The sequence below is a fragment of the Lelliottia sp. EB106-05-01-XG201 genome (assembly GCF_058791735.1).
In genome coordinates this window covers 1,677,224-1,703,913 of record NZ_JBYTDV010000001.1, presented here as the reverse complement: position 1 = coordinate 1,703,913, position 26,690 = coordinate 1,677,224, and the positions used below count along the sequence as shown (strand labels likewise).

21 protein-coding genes are annotated in these 26,690 nt (G+C 56.3%); 3 read left to right on the top strand and 18 right to left on the bottom strand.

Annotated features, from left to right (window positions below):
* Window positions 1-124: 124 nt before the first annotated feature.
* From cpsB to AC3WS9_RS07825, 14 genes are all read right to left on the bottom strand, one after another.
* A complete protein-coding gene (gene cpsB / locus AC3WS9_RS07890; protein ID WP_282493966.1) occupies window positions 125-1,561 on the bottom strand; it encodes a mannose-1-phosphate guanyltransferase in 1,437 nt (478 codons plus the stop codon).
* A gap of 3 nt (window positions 1,562-1,564) precedes the next feature.
* Window positions 1,565-2,788 carry a colanic acid biosynthesis fucosyltransferase WcaI gene (gene wcaI / locus AC3WS9_RS07885; protein WP_492487654.1) on the bottom strand — a complete coding sequence of 408 codons (1,224 nt, stop codon included), beginning with the start codon at window positions 2,786-2,788 and terminating at the stop codon, window positions 1,565-1,567.
* Window positions 2,785-3,264: a GDP-mannose mannosyl hydrolase gene (locus AC3WS9_RS07880; RefSeq protein WP_492487652.1), complete on the bottom strand. Its 480-nt coding sequence runs from the start codon at window positions 3,262-3,264 to the stop codon at window positions 2,785-2,787. Before AC3WS9_RS07880 ends, wcaI begins: the two co-directional genes overlap by 4 nt.
* A 2-nt stretch (window positions 3,265-3,266) precedes the next feature.
* On the bottom strand, window positions 3,267-4,232 hold the full coding sequence (fcl, locus tag AC3WS9_RS07875) for a GDP-L-fucose synthase (RefSeq protein ID WP_282493963.1): 966 nt from the start codon (window positions 4,230-4,232) through the stop codon (window positions 3,267-3,269).
* Between the two features lie 3 nt (window positions 4,233-4,235).
* Window positions 4,236-5,357 carry a GDP-mannose 4,6-dehydratase gene (gmd, locus tag AC3WS9_RS07870; protein ID WP_282493962.1) on the bottom strand — a complete coding sequence of 374 codons (1,122 nt, stop codon included), beginning with the start codon at window positions 5,355-5,357 and terminating at the stop codon, window positions 4,236-4,238.
* Between the two features lie 30 nt (window positions 5,358-5,387).
* A complete protein-coding gene (wcaF, locus tag AC3WS9_RS07865; RefSeq protein WP_103949801.1) occupies window positions 5,388-5,936 on the bottom strand; it encodes a colanic acid biosynthesis acetyltransferase WcaF in 549 nt (182 codons plus the stop codon).
* A 15-nt stretch (window positions 5,937-5,951) separates the two neighbouring features.
* The gene (gene wcaE, locus AC3WS9_RS07860; RefSeq protein WP_492487649.1) at window positions 5,952-6,698 is read right to left on the bottom strand and encodes a colanic acid biosynthesis glycosyltransferase WcaE; all 747 of its coding nucleotides are present in this window, start codon (window positions 6,696-6,698) and stop codon (window positions 5,952-5,954) included.
* 16 nt (window positions 6,699-6,714) lie between these two features.
* Entirely contained in the window at window positions 6,715-7,935 is a 1,221-nt protein-coding gene (gene wcaD, locus AC3WS9_RS07855; RefSeq protein ID WP_492487647.1) for a colanic acid polymerase WcaD, read from the bottom strand.
* On the bottom strand, window positions 7,910-9,127 hold the full coding sequence (gene wcaC, locus AC3WS9_RS07850; protein ID WP_492487645.1) for a colanic acid biosynthesis glycosyltransferase WcaC: 1,218 nt from the start codon (window positions 9,125-9,127) through the stop codon (window positions 7,910-7,912). Before wcaC ends, wcaD begins: the two co-directional genes overlap by 26 nt.
* Window positions 9,124-9,612: a colanic acid biosynthesis acetyltransferase WcaB gene (gene wcaB / locus AC3WS9_RS07845; RefSeq protein WP_285155142.1), complete on the bottom strand. Its 489-nt coding sequence runs from the start codon at window positions 9,610-9,612 to the stop codon at window positions 9,124-9,126. The genes wcaC and wcaB overlap by 4 nt, the downstream gene beginning before the upstream one ends.
* Window positions 9,613-9,614: 2 nt before the next feature.
* Window positions 9,615-10,457 carry a colanic acid biosynthesis glycosyltransferase WcaA gene (gene wcaA, locus AC3WS9_RS07840; RefSeq protein WP_285149345.1) on the bottom strand — a complete coding sequence of 281 codons (843 nt, stop codon included), beginning with the start codon at window positions 10,455-10,457 and terminating at the stop codon, window positions 9,615-9,617.
* A gap of 105 nt (window positions 10,458-10,562) precedes the next feature.
* Entirely contained in the window at window positions 10,563-12,725 is a 2,163-nt protein-coding gene (wzc, locus tag AC3WS9_RS07835) for a tyrosine-protein kinase Wzc (protein WP_285144102.1), read from the bottom strand.
* 2 nt (window positions 12,726-12,727) lie between these two features.
* Window positions 12,728-13,171: a low molecular weight protein-tyrosine-phosphatase Wzb gene (gene wzb, locus AC3WS9_RS07830; protein ID WP_285144101.1), complete on the bottom strand. Its 444-nt coding sequence runs from the start codon at window positions 13,169-13,171 to the stop codon at window positions 12,728-12,730.
* Window positions 13,172-13,177: 6 nt separating this feature from the next.
* Entirely contained in the window at window positions 13,178-14,317 is a 1,140-nt protein-coding gene (locus AC3WS9_RS07825; protein ID WP_282493954.1) for a polysaccharide export protein, read from the bottom strand.
* A gap of 693 nt (window positions 14,318-15,010) precedes the next feature.
* Between AC3WS9_RS07825 and AC3WS9_RS07820 the strand changes: the two genes are divergently transcribed.
* Window positions 15,011-16,594, top strand: a complete 1,584-nt coding sequence (locus tag AC3WS9_RS07820) for a TerC family protein (RefSeq protein WP_282493953.1) — start codon at window positions 15,011-15,013, stop codon at window positions 16,592-16,594.
* Between the two features lie 713 nt (window positions 16,595-17,307).
* Here the strand turns inward: AC3WS9_RS07820 and asmA are convergent.
* From asmA to udk, 3 genes are all read right to left on the bottom strand, one after another.
* On the bottom strand, window positions 17,308-19,152 hold the full coding sequence (asmA, locus tag AC3WS9_RS07815) for an outer membrane assembly protein AsmA (RefSeq protein ID WP_492487641.1): 1,845 nt from the start codon (window positions 19,150-19,152) through the stop codon (window positions 17,308-17,310).
* Between the two features lie 23 nt (window positions 19,153-19,175).
* A complete protein-coding gene (dcd, locus tag AC3WS9_RS07810) occupies window positions 19,176-19,757 on the bottom strand; it encodes a dCTP deaminase (protein WP_282495023.1) in 582 nt (193 codons plus the stop codon).
* A gap of 91 nt (window positions 19,758-19,848) precedes the next feature.
* A complete protein-coding gene (gene udk, locus AC3WS9_RS07805; RefSeq protein WP_282495024.1) occupies window positions 19,849-20,490 on the bottom strand; it encodes a uridine kinase in 642 nt (213 codons plus the stop codon).
* Between the two features lie 342 nt (window positions 20,491-20,832).
* Between udk and AC3WS9_RS07800 the strand changes: the two genes are divergently transcribed.
* Window positions 20,833-24,162, top strand: a complete 3,330-nt coding sequence (locus tag AC3WS9_RS07800) for a diguanylate cyclase (protein ID WP_492487639.1) — start codon at window positions 20,833-20,835, stop codon at window positions 24,160-24,162.
* On the opposite strand, the gene alkA is transcribed toward AC3WS9_RS07800, so the two are convergent.
* Window positions 24,127-24,999 carry a DNA-3-methyladenine glycosylase 2 gene (gene alkA / locus AC3WS9_RS07795; RefSeq protein WP_492487637.1) on the bottom strand — a complete coding sequence of 291 codons (873 nt, stop codon included), beginning with the start codon at window positions 24,997-24,999 and terminating at the stop codon, window positions 24,127-24,129. The two genes, AC3WS9_RS07800 and alkA, sit on opposite strands and share 36 nt — an antisense overlap.
* A gap of 132 nt (window positions 25,000-25,131) precedes the next feature.
* Here alkA and yegD point away from each other — a divergent pair, with 132 nt between their 5' ends.
* A complete protein-coding gene (yegD, locus tag AC3WS9_RS07790) occupies window positions 25,132-26,484 on the top strand; it encodes a molecular chaperone (protein ID WP_492487635.1) in 1,353 nt (450 codons plus the stop codon).
* Window positions 26,485-26,690 lie beyond the last annotated feature (206 nt).

Below are 26,690 nucleotides of genomic sequence, written 5' to 3'. Positions count from 1 at the left end.
GTTTTACCCTTTTTCAGGCAACAGTCGGCCCTGACCCAAAATGGTCAAAATTGTCTTTGTCGTTGGTCCGTGGTCTTTTGTAGGCCGGATAAGCAACGCGCATCCGGCGAACAACGCGCTCGGGCTAAACCCGCCCGTACCGGTCCTGGAAGCGGACGATGTCATCCTCTTCCAGATAGGAGCCGGAGCGCACTTCGATCAGATCGAGAGGAATTTTCCCCGGGTTTTCCAGGCAATGGGTCGCGCCCAGCGGGATGTAGATAGATTCGTTTTCACCGAGCAGTTTGACCTCGTCATCAATGGTGACTTTCGCCGTGCCTGCCACCACCACCCAGTGTTCGGCGCGGTGGTGGTGCATCTGCACCGACAGCCCCTCGCCCGGTTTTACGGTGATGCGCTTCACCTGATAGCGTTCACCCGCGTCGATGGAGTCATATTTGCCCCACGGACGGTAGACTTCGCGGTGAATGTGATGCTCATGACGGCCATCGGCTTTGATCTGCTCGACGACTTTTTTGACGTCCTGTACGGAATTGCGATCGGCAATCAGCACCGCATCTTTGGTCTGCACCACCACCAGGTCTTTGACACCCACGGTGGTCACCAGGCCGGATTCCGCATAGACATAGCTGTTTTCGGTTTTGTGGCTGATGACGTCCCCATGGTGGACGTTGCCTTCCGCCGTATGAGCGCTGATTTCCCACAGAGAAGACCAGGAGCCGACATCGCTCCAGCCCGCATCCATCGGCACCACCACCGCATCCGCCGTGCGCTCCATCACCGCATAGTCCACGGACTCTTCCGGGCAGGCGAGGAACGCCGCTTCATCCACGCGGATAAAGTCGAGATCCGGGTCGACCACCGCCATCGCTTTTTCGCAGGCGCGGAGAATATCCGGGCGATATTTTTCCAGCTCTTCCAGATAACGCCCGGCGCGGAACAGGAACATGCCGCTGTTCCAGTAATATTCACCGCTGGCGACATAGGCCTGCGCGGTTTCCAGATTCGGTTTCTCGACAAACTGCGCCACGTTAAAGGCCACGCTGTCACCCTCGCCGGTGGTCACGTCGCCGCGACGAATATAGCCGTAGCCGGTTTCCGGGAGATCCGGCACGATGCCGAAGGTCACCAGTTTGCCGCTTTCAGCATAAGGAATGGCGGCGCGCACCGCGTCGCGGAAGGCATCTTCCTGCTGGATGACGTGATCCGCCGCCAGCACCAGCATCAGCGGATCGCAATCCGGGCTGCTGCGCTGAGCGGCCAGTGCCGCGAGGGCAATCGCCGGCGCGGTATTCCGCCCCGCCGGTTCCAGAATGATATTCTCGGTCAGCTTGTTGAGCTGACGCAGCTGTTCGGCAACGATAAAACGGTGCTGCTCGTTGCAAATCACCACCGGGCTTTCGCACTCCACGCCGTTGAGACGGGAAACCGTGGTTTGCAGCATGGTGAGCTCCCCTTTCAGGCAGAGGAACTGCTTGGGATAGAGCACGCGGGACAGCGGCCACAACCGACTACCAGAGCCACCCGCCATCACCACCGGGTACAATTTATTCTGACTCATGATTCATCCCCGTATATCTGCAATAAATTGGCTAAGCACGTTCTCTTTTTCGAGCGTGCGTTCGGCATATTCACGTGCCACCGTATTCTCTTTCGGCATGGCGATCGCCTGTTCGATCCCGGCCACCAGCGCGGTCACCGACTCCGGCTCCACGCAAACGGCGATCCCCGGGAAGCTGTCGCACAGCTGGCCTAATTCGGTTTCCGGCTCGGCGGTGATCACCGCGTTGCCGCCGACGGCCAAAATGTTGGTCAGTTTGGACGGCAGCACCGCATCCGCCGCACCGCGCTTTTGCACGACCAGGTGGCAATCGCCCATCTTCAGCAAGGCTGGCAGCGCCTCGTAAGACTGAAGCGGGAAAAATTTAACGTTGTTCAGGCCGCGTTCGCTGACCATTTTCTCCAGCCGGGCTTTACCGCCGCCCTGCCCGACAATCACAAACATCCACGGATGTTTATCCAGCTGCTGCGCGGCGTCGATAACGCTCTCCAGCCCCTGTTTTTCCCCGATGTTGCCTGAGTAAAGAATGATTTTTTGGCTGTCAGGCAGACCGAGCTGCGCACGTAACGCCAGCGCATCGCTGTCCGCGACGTCGCGAAAACGCGCCACTTCGGACCAGTTCGGGAAGAAGATCACTTTCTGCGCCGGAACGCCCTTCTCCTGCGCTTTGTTCATCATTGAGCGCGAAATCGTCGAGACGTAATCGACGTTGTGCAGGCCGCTGCGCTCAAAGGCGCTCGCCAGTTTCGCGACTTTTCCGCCCTTCCCTTTCCCGGCCATCCCGAGGCCGAGCATGGCGTCGACTTCGTAATCCTGAATGTGCAGCAAGGTGCGGGCGCCGGAAAGTTTGCCCAGCAGACGCATGCCTGGCGTGCAAAACAGGGTTGGCACCACGCCGATAATGCGATCCGGCTTCCAGCGACGCTGGGCCATCAGCGGGAAGAAACTGCTCAGAGCAAAGCTTCCCAAATGCAGCAGGCGTTTCAGGGTCGAAGGTTGTTTTGGCACATACAGCGGGCAGCGCCAGACGGTCGCGTCTCCCTGCTCGCGGCGATAGCGCCAGCTGGAGTAACGTTCGCCGACCTTCCATTCCGGGTAGTAAGGCGGGGCCGTAATGACCCGCACCTCATGGCCCTGACGGGTCATCCACTCCACCATCTCACCGGTGTACTTGCCGATACCGGTCAGTTCCGGCGAATAGTTGATCCCGTAAACGAGGATTTTCATAGGCCCGGCACCTCAGCCTGACGTTCCGCCAGGAAATAGGCGCGGCTGTTGTCGTGAACCTGGTCACTCGCCAGCAGCGCAGCCTTCTCCAGCCAGCGGTAATCGTCGTGCTGAGAATCAGGCAGACGCAGGTCTGCCTCACTCACTTTCAGGCGAAAACCCAGCACCACGTAGTGGGTGCTGAAACCGGTGCCGGAAAAGTTATCGTCATAGAAGTGCTGCCATACTCCGTAAAACTGGCCTGCCGCCATCGGCAGACGCAGCCCCAGCTCCGCGAGAGTGAGACGCTCGAAAGCATTTTCTAAGGTCTCATCTTTCTGCACGCGCCCTCCCGGCACGAACCACAACCCTTGCGCCGGGCGATTGGTGCGTTTGCCGAGCAGGAACTCGCCGCGCTCGTTTTCCACGATGAAATCAATGGAAATCAGCGGAGTGGAACGTACTACCGTGGCAAAATCTTCCTGACTTAAAAACATGATTACCCCCGGAAGCGGTGCTGGTTTTCCAGGAACCACTGGTACGTACTCGCCAGTCCCTGTTCGAGCGACACTTCGTGATACCAGCCGAGCTGGTGCAGACGTGTCACGTCCAGCAATTTACGCGGTGTGCCGTCGGGCTTCGTGGCGTCAAACACCACGCGGCCTTTGTAGCCGACCACCTGAGCGATGGTCTGCGCCAGTTCGCGAATGGTGCAGTCCACGCCGGTACCGACGTTGATATGCGACAGCATCGGCTCGGTGTTCTCGGCCCAGACCTCGCGGTCCAGCTCCATGACGTGAATGCTGGCGGCGGCCATATCATCCACGTGCAGGAACTCGCGCATCGGCGTCCCGCTGCCCCACACCACCACATCCGGGGTGTTGGCGGCGGTCGCTTCGTGGAAGCGGCGCAACAGCGCCGGGATCACGTGCGAATTGCTCGGGTGGAAGTTATCGTGCGGACCGTACAGATTGGTCGGCATCACCGAGCGATAGTCGCGGCCATACTGGCGGTTATAGGACTCGCACAGTTTGATCCCGGCAATCTTGGCGATGGCGTAGGGTTCGTTGGTCGCTTCCAGCGTCCCCTGCAGCAGTTCGCTCTCGGCGATCGGTTGCTTAGCCATCTTCGGGTAAATACAGGATGAGCCGAGGAACAGCAGCTTATTCACGTTGTGCAGATGCGCGGCGTGAATGATGTTGCTCTCGATCATCATGTTCTCGTAGATGAAATCCGCCGGGTAGCTGTTGTTGGCGACAATGCCGCCCACTTTCGCCGCCGCCAGATACACCTGATCAATGCGTTCGTTGGCAAAGAACTGCTGCACCGCCTGGCCGTCGAGCAGATTCAGCTCGTCGCGGGTGCGGACAATCAGCTCCGCGTCGCCGCGCTGTTCAAGCTGACGGACGATGGCGGAACCCACCATCCCCCGATGACCGGCGACAAAAATACGTTGTTTGGTCATGACTCAGGACTCCAGCGCGATGGCAACCTCGTAGCCATGGGACTTCAGCAGGGAGTGTTTTTTCGCTGCTTCGAGATCGTGGGCAACCATTTCAGAGACCATCTCCTGGAGAGTGATTTCCGGTTTCCAGCCCAGTTTTTCGTGCGCTTTGGTCGGGTCGCCGAGCAGGGTTTCCACTTCCGCAGGACGGAAGTAGCGCGGGTCAACCTGGACAATCACATCGCCTGGTTTCACGCCTGGGGCATCATGACCGGTGACAGACACCACCACGCCGCGCTCTTCAACGCCGGTGCCTTCGAAGCGCAGTTTGATACCCAGCTGTGCCGCCGCCATCTCAACGAACTGACGCACGGAGTACTGCACGCCGGTGGCGATCACGAAGTCTTCCGGGTTGTCCTGCTGCAGCATCATCCACTGCATTTTCACGTAGTCTTTCGCATGGCCCCAGTCACGCAGGGAGTCCATATTGCCGAGGTGCAGGCAGGATTCCAGGCCCTGAGCGATGTTGGCGATCGCGCGGGTGATTTTACGTGTCACGAAGGTTTCGCCACGACGTGGGGACTCGTGGTTGAACAGAATGCCGTTACAGGCGTACATGCCGTAGGATTCGCGGTAGTTCACGGTGATCCAGTAGGCGTACAGTTTGGCGACTGCATACGGAGAGCGCGGGTAGAACGGCGTGGTCTCTTTCTGTGGGATTTCCTGCACCAGGCCGTACAGCTCAGAGGTGGATGCCTGGTAGAAACGGGTTTTCTTTTCCAGACCGAGGAAGCGAATGGCTTCCAGCAGGCGCAGGGTGCCCATGCCATCGACGTCTGCGGTGTATTCCGGGGATTCGAAGGAGACTGCCACGTGGCTCATGGCGCCCAGGTTGTACACTTCATCCGGCTGCACTTCCTGCAGGATACGGGTCAGGTTGGAGCTGTCGGTCAGGTCGCCGTAGTGCAGGTGGAATTTCGGGTTTGCAGCATGCGGATCCTGATAGATGTGGTCCACACGCTCGGTGTTGAACGAAGAGGCACGACGTTTGATGCCGTGAACTTCGTAACCTTTTTCCAGCAGAAACTCCGCCAGATAAGAACCATCCTGCCCGGTAACGCCGGTGATGAGAGCGACTTTTGACATGTTTATTTTCCTCTGTACTTATCTCAGAAATTATTCAGTTTCAACGCGTTCGCGTATCACCACTGCGGGGTTGCCACGGCAAATCTTATTTGCCGGTAGCGATTTAAAAACGCTGCTGCGGGCACCAATAACCGTGCCATCACCAACAGAAACGCCAGGCGCAACAAAGACATCTGTTGCCAGCCAGCATTTTTCACCAATCACAATTGGCGTGGCGTTAATATCAAAATGCTGACTCATAAAATCGTGACTGCCGGTACACAAATAACACTTCTGCGACACCACAGAATTTGCACCGATGGTAATCTCGCCCAGGGTATATAACACCGCGTCATCGCCCACCCAGGCATAATCCCCGAGGGTTAATTTCCAGGGATAGGTAATTTTGACTGACGGACGAATCACCACATTTTTGCCAATTTTTGCGCCAAATAAACGCAGTAAAAAGGCGCGCCAGCGATACAGCACCTGCGGAGACCAGGCAAATAATGTTGCCTGCACGGCCCACCACAGCTGCACCTTAATTCCATTTCCACCGCGAAAACCTTTCGGGACGGTAAAACCACTGAGATCCTGCATCACATGTCCTTATATTCAGGCTTTGTTATATAAGGCTTTCGTTTTGCCCGTCGTTCTCAGGCGTAATAAATAGGACAATTCCGCCCAGAAGCCCGGCACGCGTAATATATTGCGCTGCACTTTTTTTGCATCCTGGCATAATTCCAGATTATTCGAGGTTGACACACCGCCCATCGAGAATTCCGACACCAGCCCTTTAATCCGGCGGAACGGATAACCTGATTTATACAGACTGGCGGCCAGGGCATAATCGGATGACACTTTATATTGCAAATCGTAGGGATGTTTTTTCAGCCCTGTCGTCGGGAAGAAAATCGCCTGATGGCTGGCGGGTAAACTGTGGTAGATATACCAGCCGCTTTTGGCGCTTCGACGAATTTTATTACCATCGCCGAAATCCAGCAGCGCATCGCCGATAAACATCGCGTCGTCTTTCTGACGAGACAGCTGACGGGCAAACAGCGCCACGTCCTCATGAAACACATCGCCGGAATTCAGGAAGATTGCATAGCGTCCTTGCGCCATCTCGATGCCTTTGTTCATCGCATCGTAAATGCCTTTATCTTTCTCGCTGATGTAACGTAAGTTGAACTCACCGTTGAGTTTTTCCAGAAACTCTGCCGTGCCGTCGTTGGAACCGCCGTCCACCACAATCCATTCAAAAGTGAGGCTCGGATCGCGTGCCAGATTGCGCAGCGAGCGCCAGGTTTTTACCACCCCGTCGTGATTGCGAAAGGCGACAGTAATAACGCTAAGAAACATAAATCACCTCATTTCGTCATACGCGCGTAATATTCAGCGCTTTGCGCAAAATAAACGGGCAGACAATTAAGAATGCATATTCCGGGCTAAATATTGACCCGGTAAAAAACAGCGACACCGGCGTAAAAAGATAAAGCTGAACACGATAATTCTGATTATCACCAAATGCGTTAATCATCATTTTGAACACTTTAAACAGGTACCAGGCTGTTAACAGCACCGCGAACCAGGAAAAGTAAATAATTAACAGATACAGACCATTGTCTATGGTTTTACCGACATCCGCACCGTTAAAGATTCCGAATGATGCAACATATTCGTAAAGTGAGCCAAATCTGACGACGCCATCAATATGGGTTAAAGAATACCCAACCATCACCAGCGGACCAATAATGCGATAATAAGATGACGACCCTTCCGTTCCTAAATCACCGAGACGGGTGGCGATGTAGGGGAAGGCAAAAACAATACCCACTAAAAATACGGTTAGCGAAATAATGGCTAAGGGTAGTTTTTTCTTAATCGCATCTTTATTCAGGTACTGAAAGGCCCATTCCAGCAGGTAAAACAAGATAAATGTCATTACCCCAGAGAAAGAACCTGACAGCACAATCCCTGCAAGAATCATAGCATCGGTCTTAGGCGTTTTGATACCAAACTGTTTGATGCTGAGCCAAATTGAGATTAGTGCCAGAGCAAAAAACGCCGGTTCAAAATAGAGCGCCGTGGTTCGTTTGCCGCCGAACTTAATGAAGTTCAGAACATAGCTATTACTGTAAATCAGATATTTCGAAATCATCTCCATCAGGCTACTGCCGCCGGTCAAAATAATTTGCGCCATTTCCATCGCAGCCAGCAAGACAATGAACGCAACGGCAATATAAAAGAACCTAAGGATTTTCCGATAATTGTGCGGAGAAATTGTTTTAAAGCGAATACTCCAGACCATGCCAATAATAATCACGATATAGACAAATAACATGGTGGAGGTGACGTACTTGCTGGCATCCAGCGACTGACCAAAAATGTAGTTAAATGCCGTTAAGCCAAAACCCAGCCCTAAGGCAATCATCAGCTTCTTAACGCTGATCTTCTCGACATACAACAGCAGCAACAGCGGTAAGAAGGTGACGATGGTAATCGGGAAGCTTTCGCCCAGTTGGGCAATTTTGACGTTAACCAGCAGATAGATCAGCGGCAGCAGCAGGTAACTACAGATTCTGATAGAACGAGACATACTCCTCCAGCATCTGTTCACCGCTGTAGGCCTTGCGGCTGCGGTTGCGGAACGATTCCAGGCTGGTGTTAAAAACAGCCTGCGCGATCTCGGCTTTTGGCCGTTGCACCAGCGGCAGCACCTCGTGCTCGCTGAAGGTTTTCCCGCCGGATTTTTCCAGCACTTCGCGCGCGGCGTCGCTGTGGGTGGCAATCACCGGCACGCCAATGGAGAGCGCTTCGCACAAAATCAGCGGATAGTTATCCACCCGCGAGCTGAACACCAGTCCGTCCATGCCGTTCAGGGCGCTCATCAGCTTGCGTTTATCGGTTTCGAAACCGTGGTTAATCACGTTCGGCCCTTCAAACGGCGAGAACTTACCGAAGGTGTGCAGCTCGATTTTGTCGCCCAGCGCCATTATGTCGCGCACCAGCTGCTGGTTGGTTTTGCCGTCGTAGCGCAGGTCGTGGGCGACCACCGCGATTTTCGGTTTGCCCGGCGTGACAGCCACCGGCGTCAGTTCCGCCAGAATCTCTTCCGTCGCCACATCGATACCGTTATTGATGATTTTGCAGCGGCCCGCCCCGTACAGACTGTTAAACGCGTCCGCCACGTGCTGGCTCGGGGAGATAAAGTGGCAGCCCAGCGCCAGCATGTCGCGGAACAGCTGACGCTTCCCCGCCACCAGCTGATGGGCGCGATCCACTTTCACCGGCGGATAGTTGGCGAGGGTCGGGCATTTCTGACAGTTCGTTTTCCAGCCTTCACAGCCGTCGGTGAAAGCGCAGCGTCCGGTGACGCTCCAGTGATCGTGCAGCGTCCAGACAAACGTGGTGTCCGGCTTATGCGCCAGCACGTTTTCACAGAAGGCGACCACCTCTTCCAGTTTCAGCCAGTAGCTGTGCAGAACATGGAAATGGAGAACCACCGGCCCTTCGCTCCGCGTCACGGTGCGGTACAAGTTATTGAGATTGCCAAACAGATCGCGGTTGAACAGACGGAACAGCGCGATGTTGGCAATCGAGGTCAGACGCGGGGTCTGCTTGAGAACGTGCGGGTAATTATCGTGGCTGACACTTTTCTTGCCGCCCTTGCCGTAACCGTAGACAAAGCGGGACTGTAACCCTTTTTGCAGCGCGCGCTGATGCAGATCCAGCGCCACACCGGCCGCCCCGCCCTCTGCGAGACGGACGTTAAATTGCAGAATATTCATTTGATGACCTTCACACGGGCTTTTTCACCGACGACCAGGGCGTTATCCGGGATGCTGTCCAGCACCACGCTGCCCGCGCCGATAGTGACGTTATTGCCGACGGTAATATCGCCAATCATCACCACGTTCGCGCCCAGCTCGACGTTGTTGCCAATCACCGGGCAGGCCAGACTTTCCGGGCCACGGTTGCCGATGGTGACGCCGTGGCGAACAGTGAAATCGTCACCCACGACCACGAATTTATTGATAACGATGGCGTAGCCGTGGTGAATGGTGAAACGGCGTCCGATGGTCGCCGCCGCCTGGATTTCGTAGCCAAACAGACACTCGGTGATGATGCGGTACAGCACCAGAACCGGTGCCGCCCAGAGATTATTAAGCACATTTTTTTTGCGCCAGACGGAGCAGAAATGCGCGACCCGGTAGGCCAGAACCATACAGCACGGGCGCAGGCTCCAGCTGTTCGCGCGACAATCTTCCAGAATCATTATTTCCCCCGAAGCCCGTCGGCCAGACGCTTGGTGTTGCGCACGGAAAAGAGCGTCAGCAGCGTGCGCCAGTTCATGCGTTTATTGCGGATCTGATACAGGGTAAACAGCTGATACTTCCGGCTGGCACGGTCGAATTTGTCTTTGTGTTTGCGGTAAAAGTGGAAGTAGCCGGAGAATTTTTTCGGCGACGAGGTGATCTGCATTTCGCCGTGATTGATGTGCAGGATCTGCGTGGCGTCATCCACTTTCCACGGCTCACCGTACTCCATCACCATGCGCAGGAAGATGTCGTAGTCCTGCGCCGCTTTCAGTTCTGTATCGAACAGGCACTCTTTGAAGCGCCACGCCCAGGTAAAGACCTGGTTGCCGATGATATTGCGCTTGAAAAACAGACGGCGCGAGTACGGCGATTTCGGGTACAGCGGCAGGCTGGCCGGTTGCGAATAGACTTCGCCCTGGCAGACATAGTCGTTGGCGTACAGAAACGCGTGGGTCACCAGCTGCTGTTTGTGCGACAGGAAGATCGACAGACGGTTGGGCGTCCATTCATCATCGTCATCGATGCCGGTGAGAAACTCCCCTTTGGCCTGCAAAATCGCCTGATTGCGCACCGCGCAGGCCCCGGAATTCATGGCGTTATGGGTGTACATCACGCGCGGGTCGTTCAGCTCGGTAACGAATTTTTGCAGCTGCTCGTAAGAGGAGGAGCAGTCGTCGACGATGATCAATTCCCAGTGGTCGTAGTCCTGACGTAAAACCGATTTAATCGCGCGGATCGCCAGCTGCTGGCGATTCCAGGTCGGCATATAGATGGAGATCAAAGGGCGTGGTGTTGTCATTTTATTCCCCGGATGGCTTGTTGCCCTCACCCCTGCCCTCTCCCACGGGAGAGGGGGATTGAGTTCCCTCTCCCTCTGGGAGAGGGTTAGGGTGAGGGAAAACGATTATTTACTGTCAGACTTATATTCGTACTCGTAATACCCGTAATCCTGGTATCCGGTCGCGCGGCGGAAGATGGAGTTCAGAATAACCCCTTTCACCTCGATGCCGTTCTGCTCGAAGCGGCTCAGGCTGGTTTCCACCTCTTTCAGGGTGTTCACCGCGTAGCGCGCCACCATCAGCGTGGTCCCGGCGTGGCGACCGACAATCGCGGCGTCGGTGACGGCCAGAATTGGCGGGGTATCGATCAGCACCAGGTCATAGTGTTCGCTCGCCCATTTCACCAGCTGAGTGAAGCGCTCGCTCATCAGCAGTTCAGACGGGTTCGGCGGCACCTGACCGCGCGGGACGAGGTCGAAGTTGGTGATCGATGTCGGCTTGGCGCTCTGGCTGATCTCCCCTTTCCCGAGCAGGATTTCCGACAGGCCGTTGACGTTGTTGGTGCCAAGCAGCTCGTGGGTGTAGCCCTTACGCATATCGCAGTCGATCAGCAGCACGCGCTTGTTGGTCTGGCTGATCACCGCCGCGAGGTTGGCACAGACGAAGGTTTTCCCGATCGACGGGCTGACCCCGGTGAGCATCAGGACGTTGTTTTTCGCCTGCATCATGGCGAAGTGCAGGCTGGTACGCAGGCTACGCACCGCTTCAATCGCCAGATCCGTCGGGTTACCCACCGCCAGCAGTTGGCTCTGTTTGTAACGTTTGATCCCTTTGACCGTTTTGACGCTATCGCGCGATTTCTGCCATTCCGACAGCGGAATACTGGCGTACACGCTGATGCCGTTCTCTTCCAGCACCTGCGGGCTTTCGATACCGCGGTTGAACAGGGAGCGCAGCAGCACGCCAACGATAGAGAGCATCAGGCCGAGAATAATGCTGCCGAGAATAATCAGCGCTTTCTTCGGCTTCAGCACGCCGGGCTGAGTGATGGCCGGGTCAACGATACGCACGTCGCCGACGGTACTGGCTTCGGTGATTTTCAGCTCCTGCTGCTTGTTCAGCAGCTGCATATACACCTGCTGGCCGGACTCCACATCGCGCGTCAGACGCACAATTTCCTGCTGAGTTTTCGGCATCGCCGTCACGCGGTTGTTGAGTTTGGATTTCTCATCTTCCAGCGCCTGGCGTTTCTCCAGCAGCGTGCGGTACGCCGGGTGGCGTTTGGTGTAGAGCTTGGAAATTTCCGCTTCTTTAAAGGTCAGTTCGTTCAGCTGCGCGTCGATGTTGACCATCGAGTCGAGCACCGATTTGGCCTCCAGCGGCAGATCGACGGAGTCTTTCTGCTGGCGATAGGCGTTAAGCTTGTTTTCCGCATCGTCCAGTCGGGTGCGCACTTCCGGCAGCTGTCTGGCGAGGAACGCAAGGCTTTTCGCCGCCTCTTCCGATTTACGCTCCACGTTCTGCTCAAGGTAGTTGCGGGTGATGCTGTTCAGAACGTTGCGGATCATCTCCTTATCTTCACCGGTAAAGCTCAGGCTCAGCACGCCCGTGTCTTTGCCGTTCTCGGTGACGGTCAGATTGTTTTGCAGGTTGTTGATCATCCCGAGCGTCGAGAATTTGCTGACGGTAAACTCCCCGCCGTCCGCCGCCTGAATGGCGCTGACCATCATGCTGACGCCGTTTTTGGAAAGCATCTGCCCCACTTCGCCGCGGGCGCTAAAACCGGCATCGCTTTTCAGTTCGTACTGCTTAGGGTTAAGCACGGTCAGAGTGAAAACCTGATCTGCCGTGCCTTTTGGCAGGGTAAAGCTGGTGACTTTGACGGTGTCGTTTTGACGGCCCATCAGACGGTCCCAGCCCGCGCCAAACACCGGGAAGGTATTTTTGGTGACGGCGATGTCGAGATCGAGATCGTCCACGGTTTTACCGAGCACCATGCGAGACTGGATCAGCTGGATTTCCGCATCCGACGCCGGGGGCTTATTCGCCAGCGCCGAGCCGATGTCCTGCACCAGTGAATTGCCGGAGTTCTGCTCGATTTGCACCAGCGCATCGGCGCTATAGATAGGCGTGGCGAACAGGGTGTAGATCACCGCGGCGAGAGCAAAAACCGCCGTAATGCCCAGCACCCACCAGCGCGCCTCGACAATCGTCCCGACCAGACGACCAATATCAATTTCATCACTGCCCGAGATCGGGGCGGCAGAAGGTTTTGTTTTTTCTGTCATTGTTATCCCTGCTGAACTTTCAGTGCCTGCGCCCACTGTTGGGCAGACTGGTCTAGTAAGGTATAAACCGCCTCAAATGCCTCACGGCTCTTGCGATACGGATCGGGAATTTCACGTTCGCTGTCCCAGTGACCAAACAGCATCACTTTCCCGCGCATCTCTGGTGCGATTTCGCACAGCGCGTTGATGTGACGTTTTTCCATCGCCAGGATCAGGTCGTATTCCCGGCACATCCGGCCAGAGACCTGGCGGGCAAAATGCCCGGCCAGAGAGAGGTTGTGCTCCTTTGCCACGCTCGTTGCGCGCTCATCCGCCCCTTTACCCACCAGCGCTCCCAGCCCTGCGGAGTCAACGATAAGGTCGGGCTGATACGCTCTCAGCAACCGTTCAGCCGTGGGGGAACGGCAAATGTTCCCCACGCACACCACCAGAATTTTGTTAAACATCGCGGGTTACCAGGTATGAATGTCGCGCGCCGTGTCCGTCATGTAGCGAACGCCACTGATGGTTGGCAGCAACTGGTTGATCAGACGGTTCCAGCGTGTGACTGGGGCGGTAGTGACGTAGACCACATCGTATGGCTGGAGACGGAACTCGGTCGCCATGACCAGAGAGGTCGCATCGGACATATCCAGCTGGTAGATGTTGGCGATCTTGCCTTTCGCGCTGCCCTCGCCTTTCAGCGGACGGATCACGAAGATGCCGCTGGCGTTCGACGCCGTCAGGTCCAGACCTTCCGCATTGCCCAGCGCTTCGGTCAGGGTCATGCCGCTGAAGTCCATCTTGAGCGTGCTCTGTTTTTTCACTTCGCCCATCACGAACACTTTCAGATCGTCATTGCGTGGGACAAACAGAATGTCGCCCGGATAGAGCAGACGGTTCTGGCTCAAATCGCCGTTCTGCATCAGCGCCTGGAGCGAGATGCGCTCCTCTTTACCGTTGTGCGTCAGCACCACGTTGCGCCAGTCGGCCGCATCCGTTAAGCCGCCCGCGGTGTTGATGGCGTCGAGAATGGTCAGCGGCACGTTGGTGATCGCCTGCTGGCCCGACTTATTCACCTGGCCGGAGACGTAGGCTTTCTGCGAGCGGAATGCGGCGATATTAACGTCCACCTGCGGATCAGCGATGTACTGCGCTAAGCGGCCGGTAATATCACTACGAATTTCTGCGAGGGTTTTGCCCACCACGTGGACTTTGCCGATGTAGGGATAGAACATGGTGCCATCGGGCTGCACCCAGTTACCGGTGTCGCTGGAGCTACGATATTGCCCGGCAGGCGTGGTGAGTTCCGGGTGATCCCAGACGGTGACGCTGACGACGTCGCCCGGCCCCACGCGGTATTCATAGGAGGCAATCTCCTGGTCCAGAGACATATTCGGCTGCGCCACATTCGGGCGCGGACGTAATTGCTCGACGATGCGCGGCGTTAATGGGTAAACATTCACCATTTTGTCGAGATCAAAATCAGCATCCTGTTGCTTGATCACATCCTTGCCCATTGTCGACATATTGCTGCCGGGAAAGACCGTACAACCACTCATCAAGGTCACAGACACCAATAATGGCATCAATTTCATTTTGGATTTCATCATTGATTATTTATCACTTTGGCAGAGTAATTATCCTGTGCAATTTAAATAAACGCGGATTGTTTGGACAATCAGAATGCAGTTAATAAAAAAGAAATATAACTGGCATCAGTCCTAAAAAACGCTTATTCATCCATTGGCTATTGACAGAATAATCGAGGCTGATTCACACGCTTTCAGGCACGCTACCGCCCTTGGCTTTCAGTTACCAATCCACTGACGAAACAATGTGTTATGGATAGACACCCTCTTAGATAAGTCTTATGGGATAAATATATCCGGCATTTTCAATGCCTGAGCGGTAATGAATGACCGCTCTTAAGACCGTCACATAAATAGCAGCAAGAAGATTTAACATTTGATGCCTGGAGAATTGTTGCAGCTAACCTAATAGCAGGCAAGGAGACAACCGTCCTAATATTGGTTTTTAAGAATAATATTAAGCGCAAAGTTTTATGGTTTTAGGAATTTCTTTATATTGACAAATTAGGGAGTCAAAACACCGCATGCGATATTTCCTAAATATACCAGTAAACAGATAATTTAACTTTCATATAGAAATAATAAGGTTATTCGCCAGCGATATTTCCCTGTCGCTCATTAAGAGAAATCTCAAGCGGCCATTGCAATTTTCGTCCGCTTTATCCATGATCGAAGTGTGACAAATGTCATATCTTCAGAGGTACTGCTATTACTATGGAATGGATTGCCGATCCATCAATCTGGGCCGGGCTGGTGACGCTGGTCGTCATCGAATTAGTCCTCGGCATTGATAACCTGGTCTTTATTGCCATCCTCGCCGAAAAACTGCCCCCGGCGCAGCGCGACCGCGCACGCGTAACCGGTTTGCTGCTGGCGATGGTGATGCGTCTTTTACTGCTGGCCTCGATCTCCTGGCTGGTGACGCTGACCGCTCCCCTCTTCTCTTTCCACGATCTGAGCTTTAGCGCGCGGGATGTGATCATGCTGTTCGGCGGGCTGTTCCTGCTGTTCAAAGCCACGGTGGAGCTGAACGAGCGGCTGGAGGGGAAAGACAGCGAGAACCCCACCCAGCGGCGCGGCGCGAAGTTCTGGCCCGTCGTCGCGCAGATCGTGGTGCTGGACGCGGTCTTCTCGCTGGACTCGGTGATTACCGCCGTCGGGATGGTCGACCACCTGCCGGTGATGATGGCGGCGGTGATCATTGCGATCACGCTAATGGTGATGGCGAGCAAAGCCCTGACGCGCTTTGTGAACAGCCACCCGACGATTGTGATTTTGTGTCTGAGCTTCCTGCTGATGATCGGCTTTAGCCTGGTCGCGGACGGCTTTGGCTTCCATATTCCGAAAGGCTATCTGTACGCAGCGATTGGTTTCTCGGTGATTATTGAATCCCTGAACCAGCTGGCGATTTTCAACCGTCGCCGGTTCCTGTCTGCCAATCAGACTTTGCGCCAGCGCACAGCGGAAACCGTTCTGCGCCTGCTCAGCGGGAAAAAAGAGGACGCCGAGCTCGATGCGGAATCGGCATCACTGCTGGCCGACCACGACGACAGTCAGATCTTTAACCCGCAGGAGCGGCGGATGATTGAGCGGGTGCTGAATCTTAACCAGCGCTCGGTGAGCAGCATCATGACCTCACGCCACGATATTGAACATATCGACCTGAACTCGCCAGAAGCGCAGATCCGCGCCCTGCTGGATAAAAACCAGCACACCCGCGTGGTGGTGACCGGCGGCGAAGAAGAGGAAGATTTGCTCGGCGTGGTGCACGTCATCGACCTGCTGCAGCAATCCCTGCGCGGTGAGCCGCTGGATTTACGCGCGCTGATCCGCCAGCCGCTGGTGTTCCCGGAAACTCTGCCGCTGCTCTCGGCGCTCGAACAGTTCCGCAATGCGCGCACCCACTTTGCATTTGTGGTAGATGAGTTTGGTTCCGTGGAAGGGCTGGTAACACTGAGTGATGTGATGGAGACCATCGCCGGTAACCTGCCGAACGAAGTAGACGAGATCGACGCCCGCCACGACATCCAGAAAAATGCCGATGGTTCCTGGACCGCCAATGGCCATATGCCGCTGGAAGACCTGGTGCAGTACGTTCCGCTGCCGCTGGATGAGAAGCGGGAATACCACACCATTGCCGGTTTGCTGATGGAATATTTACAGCGCATTCCACAGCCGGGCGAAGAGGTTCAGGTGGGGGATTATGTGCTGAAGACGCTGCAGGTGGAGAGTCATCGGGTGCAGAAGGTGCAGTTGATTCCGCTGCGCGGGGAGGATGATTTGGATTTTGAGGTTTGATTCGCGCGGAAGTAGTACAGGCTTTTTAAACATTAGAGGTTATTCCGTTCACCTTATGTTCAGCAGAATATAATCGCTTTATCACCTGTGAACGTGACAAGGGGCCTGCGCGGGCCCCTTGTCAATCCCCGCGCCCCGCCATGAAATCGGTGCTTCGCACTGCGCTCACCTCCCGGCCTGCTGCCCGCGGTCGGCTCGACTCGTGATTACTCGTCCCATCCATGGGACTCGCCCCTACGGGGCCAGCGCAAGCGCTGTTCAAAATTGCTCCCGGCAATTTTGTCCTGTCTCGTTTCGCCTCTGGCCGCCATCCCTGGCGTCCAGCCCTTGTCATCCGGCCTCCGGTTCGCCGATTTCTGCGGGGACCCACATCGGTGCCACATTCAGACGGCTGAGAAGGTTGAGGGATCGTGAGTCCGGCTGAAAATCGCCGAAGCGTTTCCTGGAGGCCGGGTCGAGGCGCAGGGAAGCGCCGAGAGGGTGCGACCTGCATGGATGCAGGATCGCGCCCGACCCGAAAGCCGCAAGGAATAAGCTGAGGGCACCGCGAAGCGGCGATTTTCCTGGCCGGGAGCCGGGATTGTTAAGGGGGCGGCGGTAGCCCCCTTAACACGTTCACCGCAGAGAAATTAGCAGGAAGCAGAGAACCGGAAGTGAACGGAACGATTCCACTGCTTCTCAAAAGGAGTTCAGAGAAAGAGCAACGCTAAACCTTAAAGCTTATCTAAAAGCTTCTTCACATCCTTACTGTTCTGCGAATCCTTATTCTTATCCGCCCACTCATTCAACCGGCGTTTCGCCTCATCCTGCAGATGCTTACGCAGAATCTGGTCAACCTGCAGGCTATAGTTCAGCTCCTGCCATTTACCATACACGTTCAGCGGAATCGCGGTCTCTTTCAGGAGATCAACCAGCGGACCTTCCCCTTCCCAGCCCGACACGACGCGGACGTTGAAGCGCGTATCGGTCGTCTCCTGGACCAGATCCATCGTCCCTTTGCCTGAGATGGCAAGCATCGAGGATTGCCCCTGCATATCGTCCAGCGTGAGCTGACCGTTATCCAGCGTCATATCGGTCGTGAAGCTGTCGAGGCGCGTCGCGCTGTCGTAGCTCTCTTTCGCTTTGATGTTGCTGCTTCGCTCCACGGCCTGCTGCACCAGCTGCTGGAAGTTGAGGCCTTCCATGCGGCTATTGGCCAGATCGACGTGCGCCTGCCCCTGCCAGCTGCGACGGAACGCGTCGGCATCAATCTTATCGCCGGAGAAATCTCCCGCCATGGTCAGATTGCCGGTCAGGGCAATCGGGTAATTGAAGGCTTTCAGGATGGTGCCGATCTCGATGTTCTCAAGACGCGGCTGGAATTCGGCTTTCGCCATATCCTTGCGCACATCCAGCATGCCCGGCAGAGAAATATGCCCCGCGCCCATCTGGCCGCTCAGGTCGGAAATGACCAGCAGGCCGTTGTGGTTGAGCATTTGGCTGCTGACGTTAGTGAAATCGATTCCCCGCCAGCGCACCGTATTGGCTTTCAGCAGAACATCGGCGGTAAAGCTGCGCAGGCCGTTGTAGTCTGGTGCATCGGCGCTGGTCGCGATAACCGGTCGCGTCTGCTTCGGCGGCGAGGACGGCTGGGACGCATCGCCCTCTTTCGCGGTGACCGGCTGTGGCAGCAGATTTTCCAGATTGAGTTTGTCGAACTGCAGATCAAACACCCACTTCGGCTGTTCGCTCAAAATGACGCTGGCGCGCCCTTTCAGGGTACTGTCATTGGCCTGCAGGTTGAGATTGTTCAGCTCTAGCTGCTTTTGCTCTTCATGCCACAGGGCCTGAAGCGTGCCCTGCCCAGTGATCCCCTGAGTCGGGAGATCGGCGCCGGAGAACTGCCAGTTGAGCTGTTGAATATCGGCGGTGAGCTGATGCGGGTAGTCAGACGCATTGACATTGCCATTCAGCGACAAGATCAAATCGCGCTGATTGCGATTAATGCGGCCTGAGAAATCGACCGTCGCCAGATGGTTTTCGTCCTGCTCCATCTTCAGATTGATGTTGCGCACGGTGACCTGATCGTCGTCCTCATGCTGGAACACCAGCACGCTGTCCGCGACTTTCAGACTGGCGATATCAAACGACCAGCCAGCGTCTTCCGGCACATCAGGAAGGGAGTTGGCGCGCGGCGCCACGGGCGCATCCGGCTTGCGGACGGCTTCGGTTTGCGGCGTCAGCTGAATCACCGCGCCTTTGAGCATCACCTGTCGCACCTGGAGCTGATGCGACAGCAGCGGCATCAAGGCCACGTCGAGGCGCATGTTGTCGGCGGCGACCACCGGAGCCGTCGCGCTCGGCGCGGTCAGCGACATCCGACCGGAAAGAATGCTGAGCTGCGGCCAGACGTGCCAGCGCAGGGGTCCATCCAGCTTCAGTTCATACCCGCTTCGCACTTCGACCTGCCGCACCATGTAGGCGCGGAAATCATTAGGGTTAACCAGCAGAACCAACGCTGAAAGGCCAGCAACCAGCACCACCAGCAAAATCATCAGCGTTGTCAGAACTCTTCTCATGGCATCCTCAGTGAAGCCTAAAATCAGTCTTTATCGATACGACTGGCAACCGCGCCCTGCTGGTCGCGATATTTCGCGTCCTGACGGCGGTTGTAAGGGCGATCCGCCGGGCCGGTAAGCGGCTCGAAGCTCAGCGCACCGATCATCATACCAGGGCGCAGGGCCAGCGGCAGTTTTCCGGCATTGAAGAACTCGAGCACGATACGGCCGGACCAGCCGGGATCGATACGGTGCGCGGTGACGTGCACCATCAGGCCCAGACGCGCCAGAGAAGAGCGGCCATCGAGCCAGCCGACCAGATCGGCAGGCAGCGTAACGGACTCATAGGTCACCGCCAGCGCCAGCTCGCCCGGATGCAGGTAGAACGCATCGCCTTCGGCCAGCACGATTTCATCGCTCATCACGCGATCGAGCGCCGCGCTGACTTCGTCTTTCGGCCCGCTCAAATCAATAAAGGGGGCGGTGTGGCCGCTAAAAGTACGGAATTTATTGCCCAGACGCACATCGACGGTGACGCCGTTAATGCGTTCCACTGGCGGACGCGGGGTGATAGACAGACGCCCTTCATCCAGCCAGGCTTCTATATCTCGGTCACAAAGACGCATGACACTTTCTCCTTTCGTGCATCAAACCCCAAGGCCGCAGCGGCTTCGGGGCAAACCCGGTTATCTCTGAACGGTACACAATTCGCGCGAATTATTCAAAAAACTGGCTGATTTTCGCTTTCAGGATATCGATAGCAATGCGGTTTTTACCCCCGCGCGGCACGATGATATCGGCGTACTGTTTAGACGGCTCGATAAACTGCAGGAACATCGGACGCACCGTCTTCTGATATTGTGCCATCACCGAATCCATCGAACGCCCGCGCTCGTTGACGTCGCGCTTAATACGGCGCATCAGGCAGATATCCAGCGGCGTGTCGACGAAAATCGAGAAGTTCATCGCTTCGCGCAAACGCGCGTCGGTCAGCAGCAGAATGCCTTCCAGAATGATGACCTTTTTCGGTTCAATGTGAATCGTCTCTGCCGTACGGGTGTGGTCGACATAGCTATAGACCGGCAGGTCAATAGGGGTGCCGCTTTTGATCATTTGCAAATGCTGGAACAGCAGGCTGTGATCCATGGCATTAGGATGGTCGTAATTCGTTTTTACGCGTTCTTCCATCGACAGATGGGATTGATCTTTATAGTAGCTGTCTTCGGGAATGACGCCGATGTGCTCATCACCAACTTGTTCACGCAGTTCGCGATAAAGCGTACTGGCAATAAGACTTTTACCTGAAGCTGATGCGCCGGCGATGCCTATGATGACGCACTGATGAGACTTATCAGTCATAAATTTAGCGACCTGATTAACCTGGATGTAAAGGAAGGACGACGCCGGAGCGTCAAACGCGGCAATTATAGGGATTTCGTGTGTCTGATACTAGTCGAAAGCGCAGGTAATGCGAGAGTCATTCCAAATACATCTTTTGGCCCTGACCCAAATTTAAACGGTCACTTTTACAGCGTTAAACATGAAATTTCTGCAGACTAAGTATTTAATAACTCTATGATGACAAATTATGAGCAGTCAGCATATGAATTGTAAATTGTTTGTACTAGCATAATCCAAATTAAAATTCTCACTCGTGCGGACCTGGTTCCTGGCAGCATGGCGTCTCTGGATAAAGCGGTAATGAATAAACAATACCAACGTGTTTTGGTGACTACCCCACATCCTTTACTACGGCTTGTCAGTCTTGGTCTGGTTACCTTTATCTTTACCCTTTTCTCGCTCGAACTGACGCGTTTCGGAACGTTACTGGCACCGCTGTGGTTCCCGACCTCCATCATGATGGTCGCGTTTTATCGCCACGCCGGGAAGATGTGGCCAGGCATCGCCCTCGCCTGCTCGTTCGGCAATGTTTTTGCCTCGTGGATGCTGTTCTCCTGGGAGACGCTGAGCTTCTGGTATACAGCAATCAACGTGATTGAAGCGTGCGTCGGCGCGCTGCTGCTGCGTAAACTCCTGCCCTGGTACAACCCCTTAAAAAATCTTGGCGACTGGATACGGCTGGCGATTGGCAGCGCGGTGATCCCGCCGATTCTGGGCGGTATTCTGGCCTGGCTGCTGGTCCCGAGCGCCGAGCCGGTGCGTAACTTCCTGGTCTGGGTGTTATCCGAATCCATCGGCGCGCTGGCGCTGGTCCCGCTTGGTCTGCTGTTTAAACCGCACTACTTACTTCGTCACCGCAATCCCAAACTGTTACTCGAAACGCTGCTCACCATGGCCGTGACGCTGGTGCTGTGCTGGGTGGCGATCACCTTCCTGCCCTGGCCGTTTACCTGCGTGATTGTGCTGCTGATGTGGAGCGCCGTGCGCCTGCCGCGGATGGAAGCCTTCCTCGTCTTCCTGGTGACGGTGATGATGGTGTCGCTGATGATTGCGACCCAACCGACGCTGATGACCGCTCAGAATACCGGCGTGATGCTCAACGCGCCGTGGTTGCCGTTCCTGATGATGCTCCTGCCCGCGAACGTAATGACCATGGTGATGTACGCGTTTCGCGCCGAGCGCAAACACATTACCGAGAGCGAAGAACGTTTTCGTAATGCGATGGAATATTCCGCCATCGGCATGGCGCTGGTGGGCATTGAAGGCCAGTGGCTACAGGCCAACAAAGCACTCTGTCAGTTCCTCGGCTATTCGCAGCCCGAGCTGCAGGCCCTCACCTTCCAGCAGCTGACCTGGCCGGAAGATTTAAACAACGATCTTGAGAGCCTGGAAGAGCTGGTTCGCGGCGATATCAACAGCTACTCGATGGAGAAGCGCTACTACACCCGCAGCGGCGAGGTGGTCTGGGCGCTGCTGACGGTTTCCGTGGTGCGCCATACGGACGGTTCCCCGCTCTATTTCATCGCCCAGATTGAAGACATCAACGACCTCAAGCACACCGAATGGGTGAATAAGCGTCTGATGGAGCGCATTACGCTGGCAAACGAAGCGGGCGGGATTGGCATCTGGGAGTGGGATTTGCAGCCAGATGTGATCAGCTGGGATAAACGGATGTTCGAGATGTACGAGATCCCGGCGCACATCAAACCGACCTGGCAGCTCTGGCATGAGAGCATTATTCCGGAAGATCGCGAGCAGGCCGAACAGGTTATCCGCGACTCCCTGATGGCGCGCGTGCCCTTTAAGCTGGAGTTCCGCATTCGCGTCAAAGAGGGCGTGCGCCATATTCGCTCTCTGGCGAACCGGGTGCTCAACAAGCAGGGCGAAGTCGAGCGCCTGCTCGGCATTAATATGGACATGACCGAAGTTAAGGAACTTAACGAAGCCCTGTTCCAGGAAAAAGAGCGTCTGCATATCACCCTCGACTCCATCGGGGAAGCGGTGCTCTGCACCGATGTCGACATGCACGTCACCTTTATGAACCCGGTCGCCGAGAAGATGAGCGGCTGGACACAGCAGGAGGCAATGGGCCAGCCGATCCTCAACGTGCTGCACATTACCTTCGGTGAGAACGGCCCGCCGATGGAAAATATTCACAGCGGCGATATGTCACGCTCCGACATCAATCAGGACGTGGTCCTGCACAGCCGTAACAGCGGCACCTTTGATATTCACTACAGCATCACGCCGCTCAGCACCCTCGACGGGCAGAATATCGGCTCGGTGCTGGTCATTCAGGACGTCACCGAATCGCGTAAAATGCTGCGCCAGCTGAGCTACAGTGCCTCTCACGACGCCCTCACCCATCTGGCGAACCGCGTCAGTTTCGAGAGCCACCTCAAGCGCCTGCTGCAAACCGTGCATGACACCCATCAACGCCACGCGCTGGTGTTTATCGATCTCGACCGCTTCAAGGCGGTGAATGACACCGCAGGCCACGCGGCGGGCGACGCCCTGCTGCGTGAGCTGTCGTCCCTGATGCTGAGCATGTTGCGCTCCAGCGACGTGCTGGCCCGTCTGGGCGGCGACGAGTTTGGCCTGCTGCTGCCGGACTGTAACGTCGAGAGCGCGCGCTATATCGCGGGCCGAATTATTCACGCCATCAACGATTACCACTTTATGTGGGAAGGTCGTCTGCACCGCATTGGGGCCAGCGCCGGGATTACGCTGATTGATGACAGCAACAGCCAGGCCGCCGATGTGATGTCTCAGGCGGATATCGCCTGCTACGCCTCGAAGAATAATGGCCGCGGCGTGGTGACGGTGTACGAGCCGCAGCAGGAGAGAATTCACAGCGCGCGCAGCATGATGTCCCTCGATGAACAGTGGCACATGATCAAAGACAATCACCTGCTGATGATTGGCCGCAGCGTCGCCTCACCGCGCATTCCGGAAGCCAGCAACTTCTGGCTGGTCTCCCTGCGTCTGTGGACCAGTCAGGGCGAAGTGCTGGAGGAACACGCGTTCCGTTCAGGTCTGGCTGAGCCGGATCTGCTCCATGCCCTCGACCGTCGTATTTTCCAGGAATTTTTCCGCGCCTTTGCGGGTCAGGTTGCCAGTAAAGGGATGGGCGTGGCGCTGCCGCTCTCACCGGAAGGGCTCTCCAGCGCGACGCTGGTGAATGAACTGCTCGATTTGCTGGAGAAAAGCCCGCTGCCGGGGCGTCTGCTGCATCTGGTGATCCCGGTCGAAACCCTGCAAAACCAGGAGGCTAACATTCAGGACGGGCTGCAGAAACTGCGCCAGGCGGGATGTCGGATTGTGCTGAGCCACGTCGGGCGTGATATGGATATCTTCAACCATCTCAGCGCGCACATGGCGGATTATCTGCTGCTTGACCCAGAGCTGGTGACCAACGTTCACGGCAATCTGATGGACGAAATGATGGTGACCATTATCCAGGGCCACGCCCAGCGGCTGGGGATGAAAACCATTGCCGGGCCGAGCAATCAGCCGCTGATGATGGACACCCTCTCAGGGATTGGTATCGACTTTATCTACGGGGATTCCATCGCCGAGCCGCAGCCGCTGGAGCTACTGCTGAATACCAGCTACTTCGCTATCAACTGACGGTGTCCAGCCATCGGTGTACCAGATGTGAAGAAGCGCGTAGGAACGCCACGGCTGCCAGCGCTGAGCATAGTTGCGGATCTGCGCCGGTGTCATGCCGGCGAAGCGCTGTTTAATCAGATAATCGTCCGGCAGAAACACATCCTTCGCCTGCCAGCCGCGCAGGGCTAAGTAGTTCGCCGTCCAGCGCCCGATCCCCGGTCGCGCCTGTAGCGCCTTCATTCCCCCTTCAATATCTTCCGGCGGCTGGAGCGGAAAAGTGCCGTCGACCACCGACTGCGCAAGATGAATCAGCGACTCCGCGCGCTTGACCGGCATCCCCAGCGCCTTGAGCGCCAGCGGATCGGCGGCTGCCAGCGCGGCAGGCGTCGGGAAACAGGTGTACTCCGGGAAATCTTTCAGCGGTTCACCGCACAGGGCCACCACGCGTGCCGCCAGTTTTGCGGCCATCGCCACGCTCACCAGCTGCCCGAGGATCGCCCGCACGCCCTGCTCGTAAGCATCCATCGCCCCCGGCAATCGCAAGCCCGGACGCGCCGCACCCAGCTCACCGAGCGTCGTGGCAATCTGCTGCGGATCGCAGGTCAGATCGAACAGGCGTTCGATACGCGCCAGACAGATATCGGCCACTGGAATCAGCCCGTCGCTGAGCGTCACCTGCAGGGTACAAAGTGCCTCGACCGGCGTGACGCGAAACAGCCCCTGATGACCCTCGCAGGTGAAACTGCGCTCGTAATACTCGTCAGTGACGGTTTCCACGCCCGTGACCGCACGCGCGCCGAGAAAGCCAAACATCCATTGCCAGTCGTAGGGGGGTTGCCAGTTCAGGGTGTACATCGTCGCTCCTTTTGTTGTCCTCACAGCATAACCCGACCAGGCCCCGCGTGCCTTGCTTTCATATTCCAGTTGTCGAGAGCGAGACATTTCGCTAAAGTCTCGCCCCTTCTCAACGGCATGGGGATTACGTCAGTGTTTATTGGTTTTGACTACGGTACCGCAAACTGCTCAGTGGCAGTGATGGATGACAATCAGCCCCGTCTGCTGAAAATGGAAAAAGAGAGTTCACTGCTGCCGTCGATGCTGTGCGCCCCGACGCGCGAAGCCGTGAGCGAGTGGCTGTATCGCCATCATCAGGTTCCGGCCACTGCCGGGGAAACGCAGGCGCTGCTGCGTCGTGCCGTGAATTTCAACCGCGACGAAGATATCGACGTGACGCCATCCAGCGTGCAGTTCGGTCTCTCTTCGCTGGCGCAGTACATTGAAGATCCCGAAGAAGTTTACTTCGTTAAATCCCCCAAATCTTTCCTCGGTGCCAGCGGGCTGAAGCCACAGCAGGTAGCCCTGTTTGAGGATCTTGTCTGCGCGATGATGCTGCACATTCGCAACCAGGCGCAGACTCAGGTGACTGAAACCATTACCCAGGCGGTGATCGGACGCCCGATCAACTTCCAGGGTCTGGGCGGCGATGAAGCCAACCAGCAGGCACAGGGTATTCTTGAGCGCGCGGCCCATCGCGCTGGTTTTCGCGACGTGGTGTTCCAGTATGAGCCGGTTGCCGCCGGGCTGGATTTTGAAGCCACGCTGCGCGAAGAAAAACGCGTGCTGGTGGTGGATATCGGCGGCGGTACGACGGACTGCTCCCTGCTGCTGATGGGACCGCAGTGGCACCAGCGCCGTGACCGCGAAAACAGCCTGTTAGGGCACAGCGGTTGCCGCGTCGGCGGTAACGACCTGGATATCGCCCTGGCGTTTAAGAGCCTGATGCCGCTGCTCGGCATGGGCGGCCAGACCGAAAAAGGCACCGCGCTGCCGATTCTACCGTGGTGGAACGCCGTGGCGATTAACGATGTTCCGGCGCAGAGCGATTTCTACAGCACCGCCAACGGACGCTTCCTTAATGACCTGTTGCGCGACGCCCAGGACGGCGACAAAGTGGCCCTGCTGCATAAAGTCTGGCGTCAGCGCCTGAGCTATCGCGTGGTACGCAGCGCCGAAGAGAGCAAGATCGCCCTCTCGAACGCAGTCGAGCACGCCGTGACGTTACCCTTTATCAGCGATGAGCTGGCGACGGCGATTTCTCAGCAAGGGCTGGAAACGGCGCTGACGCAGCCGCTGCAGCGCATTCTGGAGCAGGTCCAGCTGGCGCTGGAGAACGGCAACGAGAAGCCGGACGTAATCTACCTGACCGGCGGTAGCGCCCGTTCACCGCTGATCAAAAAAGCGCTGGCGGAGCAGTTGCCGGGCATTCCGATTGCCGGTGGCGATGATTTTGGTTCCGTTACCGCAGGTTTGGCCCGTTGGGCGAAGGTGATGTTCAGTTGAACGGGGTTTTCTTGCCGTTGTAGGCCGGGTAAGGCGAAGCCGCCACCCGGCGGGCAAACGCTCCGAGCGGCCTGATGCCCTCACCCCAGCCCTCTCCCCGTGGGAGAGGGAGAAAACACTAAAACAGCAACCATAGGTTGCTGTTTGCTTTTATCTCGGACAAATCCAGACAGTCTTTCATATTTCCTCCATTATTCCACGGTGTT

What these genes read in the sequence shown, in the direction of transcription:
- wcaC (WP_492487645.1), bottom strand. Translation starts at nt 9,127, where the DNA reads ATGAATATTCTGCAATTTAACGTCCGTCTCGCAGAGGGCGGGGCGGCC.
- fcl (WP_282493963.1), bottom strand. Translation starts at nt 4,232, where the DNA reads ATGACCAAACAACGTATTTTTGTCGCCGGTCATCGGGGGATGGTGGGT.
- AC3WS9_RS07800 (WP_492487639.1), top strand. Translation starts at nt 20,833, where the DNA reads ATGAATAAACAATACCAACGTGTTTTGGTGACTACCCCACATCCTTTA.
- wzc (WP_285144102.1), bottom strand. Translation starts at nt 12,725, where the DNA reads ATGACAGAAAAAACAAAACCTTCTGCCGCCCCGATCTCGGGCAGTGAT.
- AC3WS9_RS07820 (WP_282493953.1), top strand. Translation starts at nt 15,011, where the DNA reads ATGGAATGGATTGCCGATCCATCAATCTGGGCCGGGCTGGTGACGCTG.
- wcaE (WP_492487649.1), bottom strand. Translation starts at nt 6,698, where the DNA reads ATGTTTCTTAGCGTTATTACTGTCGCCTTTCGCAATCACGACGGGGTG.
- udk (WP_282495024.1), bottom strand. Translation starts at nt 20,490, where the DNA reads ATGACTGATAAGTCTCATCAGTGCGTCATCATAGGCATCGCCGGCGCA.
- wcaA (WP_285149345.1), bottom strand. Translation starts at nt 10,457, where the DNA reads ATGACAACACCACGCCCTTTGATCTCCATCTATATGCCGACCTGGAAT.
- wcaD (WP_492487647.1), bottom strand. Translation starts at nt 7,935, where the DNA reads ATGTCTCGTTCTATCAGAATCTGTAGTTACCTGCTGCTGCCGCTGATC.
- asmA (WP_492487641.1), bottom strand. Translation starts at nt 19,152, where the DNA reads ATGAGAAGAGTTCTGACAACGCTGATGATTTTGCTGGTGGTGCTGGTT.
- alkA (WP_492487637.1), bottom strand. Translation starts at nt 24,999, where the DNA reads ATGTACACCCTGAACTGGCAACCCCCCTACGACTGGCAATGGATGTTT.
- dcd (WP_282495023.1), bottom strand. Translation starts at nt 19,757, where the DNA reads ATGCGTCTTTGTGACCGAGATATAGAAGCCTGGCTGGATGAAGGGCGT.
- gmd (WP_282493962.1), bottom strand. Translation starts at nt 5,357, where the DNA reads ATGTCAAAAGTCGCTCTCATCACCGGCGTTACCGGGCAGGATGGTTCT.
- wzb (WP_285144101.1), bottom strand. Translation starts at nt 13,171, where the DNA reads ATGTTTAACAAAATTCTGGTGGTGTGCGTGGGGAACATTTGCCGTTCC.
- AC3WS9_RS07825 (WP_282493954.1), bottom strand. Translation starts at nt 14,317, where the DNA reads ATGATGAAATCCAAAATGAAATTGATGCCATTATTGGTGTCTGTGACC.
- wcaF (WP_103949801.1), bottom strand. Translation starts at nt 5,936, where the DNA reads ATGCAGGATCTCAGTGGTTTTACCGTCCCGAAAGGTTTTCGCGGTGGA.
- AC3WS9_RS07880 (WP_492487652.1), bottom strand. Translation starts at nt 3,264, where the DNA reads ATGTTTTTAAGTCAGGAAGATTTTGCCACGGTAGTACGTTCCACTCCG.
- wcaI (WP_492487654.1), bottom strand. Translation starts at nt 2,788, where the DNA reads ATGAAAATCCTCGTTTACGGGATCAACTATTCGCCGGAACTGACCGGT.
- cpsB (WP_282493966.1), bottom strand. Translation starts at nt 1,561, where the DNA reads ATGAGTCAGAATAAATTGTACCCGGTGGTGATGGCGGGTGGCTCTGGT.